This is a genomic window from Streptomyces sp. R33, assembly GCF_041200175.1.
Classification (GTDB): Bacteria; Actinomycetota; Actinomycetes; order Streptomycetales; family Streptomycetaceae; genus Streptomyces; species Streptomyces katrae_B.
The window spans coordinates 4,765,439-4,772,500 of record NZ_CP165727.1 but is presented as its reverse complement, the minus strand read 5'-3'; the positions used below and the strand labels follow the sequence as shown (position 1 = coordinate 4,772,500).

5 protein-coding genes, 2 rRNA genes and 1 pseudogene (1 of these 8 running past the window's edge) are annotated in these 7,062 nt (G+C 61.8%); 3 read left to right on the top strand and 5 right to left on the bottom strand.

Annotation, left to right across the window (positions count from 1 at the left end; translation table 11 throughout):
- A protein-coding gene (locus tag AB5J51_RS21870; protein ID WP_136227703.1) for a TetR/AcrR family transcriptional regulator crosses the window boundary here: on the top strand, nucleotides 1-17 show its 3' portion. 577 nt of this gene lie to the left of the window's left edge; 17 of the gene's 594 nt are visible here — the last part of the coding sequence; its start codon lies off the left edge, out of view; its stop codon occupies nucleotides 15-17.
- Nucleotides 14-853, top strand: a complete 840-nt coding sequence (locus AB5J51_RS21865; protein ID WP_369778425.1) for an alpha/beta fold hydrolase — start codon at nucleotides 14-16, stop codon at nucleotides 851-853. Before AB5J51_RS21870 ends, AB5J51_RS21865 begins: the two co-directional genes overlap by 4 nt.
- A gap of 77 nt (nucleotides 854-930) precedes the next feature.
- Here the strand turns inward: AB5J51_RS21865 and AB5J51_RS21860 are convergent, their stop codons facing one another.
- The gene (locus tag AB5J51_RS21860; RefSeq protein ID WP_136227701.1) at nucleotides 931-1,200 is read right to left on the bottom strand and encodes a hypothetical protein; all 270 of its coding nucleotides are present in this window, start codon (nucleotides 1,198-1,200) and stop codon (nucleotides 931-933) included.
- Between the two features lie 149 nt (nucleotides 1,201-1,349).
- On the opposite strand from AB5J51_RS21860, the pseudogene AB5J51_RS21855 reads away from it, so the two are divergent.
- Nucleotides 1,350-2,098, top strand: a pseudogene (locus AB5J51_RS21855) (transposase family protein).
- Nucleotides 2,099-2,164: 66 nt separating this feature from the next.
- On the opposite strand, the gene AB5J51_RS21850 reads toward AB5J51_RS21855, so the two are convergent.
- The 4 genes from AB5J51_RS21850 to AB5J51_RS21835 form a co-directional block, all read right to left on the bottom strand.
- Entirely contained in the window at nucleotides 2,165-2,734 is a 570-nt protein-coding gene (locus AB5J51_RS21850; RefSeq protein WP_369778424.1) for an SMI1/KNR4 family protein, read from the bottom strand.
- Between the two features lie 288 nt (nucleotides 2,735-3,022).
- On the bottom strand, nucleotides 3,023-3,379 hold the full coding sequence (locus AB5J51_RS21845) for a DUF6247 family protein (RefSeq protein ID WP_369778423.1): 357 nt from the start codon (nucleotides 3,377-3,379) through the stop codon (nucleotides 3,023-3,025).
- Nucleotides 3,380-3,486: 107 nt separating this feature from the next.
- Nucleotides 3,487-3,603: ribosomal RNA gene (gene rrf / locus AB5J51_RS21840) — 5S ribosomal RNA — on the bottom strand.
- 76 nt (nucleotides 3,604-3,679) lie between these two features.
- Nucleotides 3,680-6,803: ribosomal RNA gene (locus tag AB5J51_RS21835) — 23S ribosomal RNA — on the bottom strand.
- Between the last annotated feature and the right edge of the window lie 259 nt (nucleotides 6,804-7,062).

Sequence of the window (7,062 nt, the reverse complement as noted above, 5' to 3'; positions counted from 1 at the left end):
AAGGAGACTCCTCATGACCGCTCCGACCACCGGTAGCCTGCGCGTGAACGGCGCGACCCTGCACTACGAAGTACGCGGGCAGGGCCCGCTACTGCTGCTGATACCCGGCGGATCCGGCGGCGCGGCCTCCTTCGACGGGATCGCGGACGACCTGGCCGCCGAATACACCGTCGCGACCTACGACCCGCGCGGCATGTCCCGAAGCACACTGGACGACGCCGAGACCGTGCAGCGAGTGTCCGACCACGGCGAGGACGCGCTGCGGATACTGGACCTGCTGTCGCCGGGAGAACCCGCCCGCGTGTTCGGCACCAGCTCCGGCGCGATTGCCGCCGTACACCTGCTCACCACCTTTCCCGAACGCGTCGAGCGACTCGTGGCGCACGAACCGCCGCTGGTGGAGATCCTTCCGGACGCCCCCGAGCACCGTGCGCTCCTCGCACGCGTACAGGAGACACTGCGCACCCAGGGACTCATGCCGGCGATGGCCGTGTTCGCCGCCGGCCTGAAGAAGGACGGCGAGGCCGCAGAGCCGAAGGCCGCCGTCACCCTTCCGCCCCAGGCTGCAGCCCGGGCCGAACAGACCATGGCCAACCTGCCGTACTTCATCGGACGCATCGTCCCCGGCTTCATGTCCTACGTCCCGGACATCACCCGACTGGGGACGGTGACGGACCGGCTCGTGCTCGCCGGCGGCCAGGACTCACGCGACGAACTGCCGTACCGTCCGGCCGCGCTCCTGGCCGAGCATCTCGGCACGCCACTCGTGCACTTCCCCGGCGGACACACCGGCCTGACGACACATCCCGCCGAATTCGGCGAACGCCTTGGGAAGGTCCTCCGAAACGGGTAGGCGGCGCGAGGTACGCGGCTGCACCGCCCCTGGTCGTCGCCCTTGACCTCGATTCGGCACCGGATGGACCACGGCGGTCAGAGGTTGACGCGCTTCAGGTAGACGCGGCTGCGGTGGGGGATCGTCTGGTACCAGAGCATCACGTGCTCGTCCTCGTACGTACGAAGCCGCAGGGGGCTGGGGTCTTCGTAGAGGCTGCCGTCCTTGGGGTCGATCCCCCTCGAGGCCAGATCCACCAGGCCGTCCATCACGGCGCCGACCGTTCTCTGGTCCTCGGCGGCCATGCCACCGAGGACCCACTCGCGGCTGGGGTCGCATTCCCATGCCCAGCCGCCGTCGTTCGCCATCCCTTCGCCCCGCGGACTCACTGAGCTCTTTCAGAGTGGCCCCTGGTCGAGTGACCCTGGCCGAGTCAGGATGAGGACCGCAACGCACAGGGCTCCCGCGCCGTTGAGGGAGGTGTTCGAAGTCTCAACCCATCGGCACAGGAGCCCTGTTGGATCCCCATCGTGCCGCGCTCGACCTGCCTCAGGCTCTGGTCGAGTGGGTATCCATGCTCATCGTCACCCGTGAGGGGACCGACGCTGCAAGCTGCCGCCCCACCAGCGCGCCCTAGTCGGCCTGGTCTACCTTCGTCGGCACGACACGCTCTCACAGATCGCCGCCGGCTTCGGCATATCCGTCGGCACCGTCCACGCCTACGGCAAGGCCGTCGTCGAGCACCTGTCCGGTCGGGCACCCGGCCTGCTGCGTGTCCTGCGGGAAGCCGATCCTGATCACGTCCTGCTTGACGGGACGCTCGCCGAGTGCGACCGGGTCGGCGACAGCCGGGCCGACTTCTCCCAAAAGCACCGCCGTCACGGCGTGAACGTGCAGGTCGTGGCCGATCCCACCGGCAAGCTGCTGTGGATCTCACCCGCGCTGCCCGGCCGCACCCATGACCTGACCGCGGCCCGCACACACCGCATCATCCGGATCTGCGAACGCCAGGGCGTTCCCGTCCTAGCCGACCGCGCCTACATCGGCGCCGGCCCCTGGGTGACCACACCGATCAGACGGCTTCCGAACCGGGACCTCACCACAATCCAGCGGACGATTAACCGAGCCCTGTCAGCGGCACGAGCACCGGTCGAGCGAAGCATCGCGCGACTCAAGTCCTGGCAGATCCTCCGCCGGGCCCGCTGTAGCCCCAACCGCATGACCGTCATCGTTGCAGCCATCCTCACCCTGGAACGTCAACACTGATGAATCTCAGTGCCGTACCAGGGCGAGGACGGATTGGGAATGGCCGTCATCCAGTTGGAAACCGCCTCACGACCAGACAAGTCGACCTTCGGTGAACCGACAGACCGGGGAGCTTCCATCGGCGATCCTCGTCAGCGTCTCCGCTACGGAGTCGAAATACTGGGCCATCGATTCGTACTCGCCCGTGACCGTGGGTTCACCCACGAACCAGCTGCCGACGCGCCCGTCCCGCACATCGATGAACTTTCCCATCCAGCCGTCCTGGTCCGACAGGAACGGGATCCACTCGTTACGCCAGAACGGGTAGTCCGGCTGGTCCGGAGGGTCGAATCCGCAGGACGTGGAGCGGTTCGCGTAGAGCCTCTCCATCGCCCGGATGCCCAGAAAGAAGCTTCCCTCGTCTGGAAACCCGTCGAAGCCGCAGCACATCACGTCGTCGTCAAAATCTTCCTCCGGCAGATCCAGATTGTTCTGCAACAGCCACGTCCGCAGGTCCCCATGAAGGGAGATCCCCATCCGTTCCTCGGCTGCCGCGAGCATCTGCTCCGTAGCGGGCCCCGGCAGATCCGCGTGATCGGCCGGCGCGTGCTCCCGAAGAAGACTCATCACACGCGACCAACTCTCAGCCACACTCATCGCCCTCTGCCCTCTGCCCTCTCTACAGGGATGTCTCCGTCCGACTACACCACTGCGGAGGTTGGGAAGTACCGGCCGGAGAAGCTTGCAGGGATGGTACTTCGAGCATGCGTTCCATCCCTCCCCACGATCATCTTCCGCCCCGAATCGCAGGGCCGGCCCCTCAGCGAAGTGACCGCCCGCGACTTTTCACAGACAACCCACCGTGCCCGGCGGGCCCAGCCTCGGAGCTTCCAGGACTCAAGCGAGGGCCACGGCGTCACCCTGGAGTGGCGAAGCTGAAAACGCTCACTGACCGATCTCGCGCTGCGCCTCGGCGAGGATGCGACTGCTCGTCTCCATGGCCGCCCGGAACTCCGCTTCCGTGACGGCCGGGTCGCCGGCGATGCGTTCGGCCTCGAGCAGCGCTGCCGAGCGCGCGGGCCAGCGGTGGAGGGCCACGTGCGTCGCCCACTTGATCAGGAAGAAGCGGAGCGGGTTGATGGCGCCCGTCTCCGCTGCGCGGTCGAACGCCGCGTGGCACTCCCTGTCGAACTCGGCGAGGTACGGCATGTCGATCCGGCGCACAGCGTCCCGCAGGGCTTCGCGCGTCATGGCCGGCTGGGGGATGAGCGGACCGTCGTCTTCGAGGTGCTGGGCTGTCATCGTGCCTCCAGGGGAACGTTGGCCACGATACCGAGCAGCTCTGTCAGAAGCCCCCTGAACGCAGAAAAGCCCCGCACCATAAGGTGCGGGGCTTTCCCACAATGATTGTTCGGCGGCGTCCTACTCTCCCACAGGGTCCCCCCTGCAGTACCATCGGCGCTGAAAGGCTTAGCTTCCGGGTTCGGAATGTAACCGGGCGTTTCCCTAACGCTATGACCACCGAAACACTATGAAATTTGAACGCTGGCATGAACACAGCTGTTCGTTATTTCAGAACTAACACAGTGGACGCGAGCAACTGAGGACAAGCCCTCGGCCTATTAGTACCAGTCAGCTCCACCCGTTACCGGGCTTCCACATCTGGCCTATCAACCCAGTCGTCTACTGGGAGCCTTACCCTCTCAAGGAGGTGGGAATACTCATCTTGAAGCAGGCTTCCCGCTTAGATGCTTTCAGCGGTTATCCCTCCCGAACGTAGCCAACCAGCCATGCCCTTGGCAGGACAACTGGCACACCAGAGGTTCGTCCGTCCCGGTCCTCTCGTACTAGGGACAGCCCTTCTCAATATTCCTACGCGCACAGCGGATAGGGACCGAACTGTCTCACGACGTTCTAAACCCAGCTCGCGTACCGCTTTAATGGGCGAACAGCCCAACCCTTGGGACCGACTCCAGCCCCAGGATGCGACGAGCCGACATCGAGGTGCCAAACCATCCCGTCGATATGGACTCTTGGGGAAGATCAGCCTGTTATCCCCGGGGTACCTTTTATCCGTTGAGCGACGGCGCTTCCACAAGCCACCGCCGGATCACTAGTCCCGACTTTCGTCCCTGCTCGACCCGTCGGTCTCACAGTCAAGCTCCCTTGTGCACTTACACTCAACACCTGATTGCCAACCAGGCTGAGGGAACCTTTGGGCGCCTCCGTTACCCTTTGGGAGGCAACCGCCCCAGTTAAACTACCCATCAGACACTGTCCCTGATCCGGATCACGGACCGAGGTTAGACATCCAGCACGACCAGAGTGGTATTTCAACGGCGACTCCACCCCAACTGGCGTTGGGGTTTCAAAGTCTCCCACCTATCCTACACAAGCCGAACCGAACACCAATATCAAACTGTAGTAAAGGTCCCGGGGTCTTTCCGTCCTGCTGCGCGAAACGAGCATCTTTACTCGTAGTGCAATTTCACCGGGCCTATGGTTGAGACAGTCGAGAAGTCGTTACGCCATTCGTGCAGGTCGGAACTTACCCGACAAGGAATTTCGCTACCTTAGGATGGTTATAGTTACCACCGCCGTTTACTGGCGCTTAAGTTCTCAGCTTCGCACGCCCGAAAGCGCACTAACCGGTCCCCTTAACGTTCCAGCACCGGGCAGGCGTCAGTCCGTATACATCGCCTTACGGCTTCGCACGGACCTGTGTTTTTAGTAAACAGTCGCTTCTCGCTGGTCTCTGCGGCCACCCCCAGCTCACGGAGCAAGTCCGATCACCAGTGATGGCCCCCCTTCTCCCGAAGTTACGGGGGCATTTTGCCGAGTTCCTTAACCATAGTTCACCCGAACGCCTCGGTATTCTCTACCTGACCACCTGAGTCGGTTTAGGGTACGGGCCGCCATGAAACTCGCTAGAGGCTTTTCTCGACAGCATAGGATCATCCACTTCACCACAATCGGCTCGGCATCAGGTCTCAGCCTTATATGAGGGACGGATTTGCCTACCCCTCGGCCTACACCCTTACCCCGGGACAACCACCGCCCGGGCTGGACTACCTTCCTGCGTCACCCCATCGCTTACCTACTACAAGTCTGGTTCGTCGGCTCCACCACTTTCCTTTCCCCGAAGGGTCCGGAACGGCTTCACGGACTTAGCATCGCCTGATTCGATATTGGGCGTTTCAAAGCGGGTACCGGAATATCAACCGGTTGTCCATCGACTACGCCTGTCGGCCTCGCCTTAGGTCCCGACTTACCCTGGGCAGATCAGCTTGACCCAGGAACCCTTAGTCAATCGGCGCACACGTTTCTCACGTGTGTATCGCTACTCATGCCTGCATTCTCACTCGTGAACCGTCCACAACTAGCTTCCGCTGCTGCTTCACCCGGCACACGACGCTCCCCTACCCATCACAGCGGGCGTTGGCCCTATTGCTGCAATGACACGACTTCGGCGGTACGCTTGAGCCCCGCTACATTGTCGGCGCGGAATCACTTGACCAGTGAGCTATTACGCACTCTTTCAAGGGTGGCTGCTTCTAAGCCAACCTCCTGGTTGTCTCTGCGACTCCACATCCTTTCCCACTTAGCGTACGCTTAGGGGCCTTAGTCGATGCTCTGGGCTGTTTCCCTCTCGACCATGGAGCTTATCCCCCACAGTCTCACTGCCGTGCTCTCACTTACCGGCATTCGGAGTTTGGCTAAGGTCAGTAACCCGGTAGGGCCCATCGCCTATCCAGTGCTCTACCTCCGGCAAGAAACACACGACGCTGCACCTAAATGCATTTCGGGGAGAACCAGCTATCACGGAGTTTGATTGGCCTTTCACCCCTAACCACAGGTCATCCCCCAGGTTTTCAACCCTGGTGGGTTCGGTCCTCCACGAAGTCTTACCTCCGCTTCAACCTGCCCATGGCTAGATCACTCCGCTTCGGGTCTAGAGCGTGCAACTCAATCGCCCTATTCGGACTCGCTTTCGCTACGGCTTCCCCACACGGGTTAACCTCGCTACACACCGCTAACTCGCAGGCTCATTCTTCAAAAGGCACGCAGTCACGACTGTATGTGCAAGCACATACAGCGACGCTCCCACGGCTTGTAGGCACACGGTTTCAGGTACTATTTCACTCCGCTCCCGCGGTACTTTTCACCATTCCCTCACGGTACTATCCGCTATCGGTCACCAGGGAATATTTAGGCTTAGCGGGTGGTCCCGCCAGATTCACACGGGATTTCTCGGGCCCCGTGCTACTTGGGAGATGAGCAAGCAAGCCGCTGATGTTTCGTCTACGGGGGTCTTACCCTCTACGCCGGACCTTTCGCATGTCCTTCGACTACATCAACGGTTTCTGACTCGCCGACCGGCCGGCAGACCGATCAAGCTCATTCCCACAACCCCGCATGCGCAACCCCTGCCGGGTATCACACGCATACGGTTTGGCCTCATCCGGTTTCGCTCGCCACTACTCCCGGAATCACGGTTGTTTTCTCTTCCTGAGGGTACTGAGATGTTTCACTTCCCCTCGTTCCCTCCACACTGCCTATGTGTTCAGCAGCGGGTGACAGCCCATGACGACTGCCGGGTTTCCCCATTCGGACACCCCCGGATCAAAGCTCAGTTGGCAGCTCCCCGGGGCCTATCGCGGCCTCTCACGTCCTTCATCGGTTCCTGGTGCCAAGGCATCCACCGTGCGCCCTTAAAAACTTGGCCACAGATGCTCGCGTCCACTGTGTAGTTCTCAAACAACGACCAGCCACCCATCACCCCACCAGACAAGCTGGCGAGTTCACTGGGGCCGGCACTGAAGACAAGACCATACGGCCGTACCTTCAGGACCCAACAACGTGCCAAGCACCAGTCAGTCTTCCGTCTCCTCTTTCCACGCCGAAGCAGTACTCGAGAACCATCAGACCGTCTGGTGCCAACTAATCAACGTTCCACCCATGAGCTGACCGTGCAGAACGTTTGT